The sequence below is a fragment of the Streptococcus sp. 544 genome (assembly GCF_013277385.1).
Taxonomy (GTDB): domain Bacteria; phylum Bacillota; class Bacilli; order Lactobacillales; family Streptococcaceae; genus Streptococcus; species Streptococcus mitis_BA.
In genome coordinates, this window is the sequence record NZ_VMMU01000030.1 from 1 (window position 1) to 1043 (window position 1043).

The window sequence follows — 1043 nt, forward strand, 5'->3', positions numbered from 1 at the left end:
AGTTCCTTCACGAGCTTCGATAAGAGTTTGTTCGTATTGTTTTTGAGCTTGCTTAGCGAGGTATAAAATCTTCTTATAGCCACAATTCTGTCTTCTTTTAAGGCATCCGTTACAGACAAAGGGAGCTTTGTCGAGCAGAGGGCAAGGGAGGTTATCACAAGTAGACTCTCGGACTTGTCTGTTTCGTTTTACCTCTTTGGAGACAGTAGTTGGGTCTTTTAGAATGGATTGTCCGATAGTTTTGAAGGTTTCACCGCGCTCTAAGCCTAGTTGGGTATCATTACGGTCTGAAAGGGTAAGGTGTTTATGTTTTGTCATAGTAGACCTCGTTTCTAACTCAAACGTCTCACACTTAATTCCACCATAAAAATCCGTTTTAGACTAATTTCCACTTTGGTCAGGCAAGTGGAAGTTACTTTGAGAAGTTACAAAGTAAAAAAAGTTTAAAAAAGGTGTTGACAAAGTTAGAAAAGTCGGTATAATAGTAAGAGTTGAAAATAACAACTCTGGTCCGTTGGTCAAGGGGTTAAGACACCGCCTTTTCACGGCGGTAACACGGGTTCGAATCCCGTACGGACTATGGTATGTTGCGGTTGAAGCACTTGATGAAAAAAAGATTAAAAAAGTTTCAAAAAAGTGTTGACAAGCGAAAGCGACTGTGATATACTAATATAGTTGTCGCTTGAGAGAAGTAAGTGACAAAGACCTTTGAAAACTGAACAAGACGAACCAATGTGCAGGGCACTACAACCTTGGTTGTAGTACTGAACAATGAAAAAACAATAAATCTGTCAGTGACAGAAATGAGTGAGAACTCAAACTTTTAATGAGAGTTTGATCCTGGCTCAGGACGAACGCTGGCGGCGTGCCTAATACATGCAAGTAGAACGCTGAAGGAGGAGCTTGCTTCTCTGGATGAGTTGCGAACGGGTGAGTAACGCGTAGGTAACCTGCCTGGTAGCGGGGGATAACTATTGGAAACGATAGCTAATACCGCATAAGAGTAGATGTTGCATGACATTTACTTAAAAGGTGCAATTGCA

The 1043-nt window shown here is 41.2% G+C and carries 1 protein-coding gene, 1 tRNA gene and 1 rRNA gene; 2 read left to right on the plus strand and 1 reads right to left on the minus strand.

The window, feature by feature from the left end:
- A partial coding sequence (locus HT728_RS09870; protein ID WP_173235022.1) for a helix-turn-helix domain-containing protein occupies nucleotides 1-318 on the minus strand: 318 nt, incomplete at its 3' end.
- Between the two features lie 190 nt (nucleotides 319-508).
- On the opposite strand from HT728_RS09870, the gene HT728_RS09875 reads away from it, so the two are divergent.
- Nucleotides 509-580: transfer RNA gene (locus HT728_RS09875), tRNA-Glu, on the plus strand.
- Nucleotides 581-822: 242 nt separating this feature from the next.
- Nucleotides 823-1043 (plus strand): 16S ribosomal RNA (locus HT728_RS09880); the annotation flags it as partial.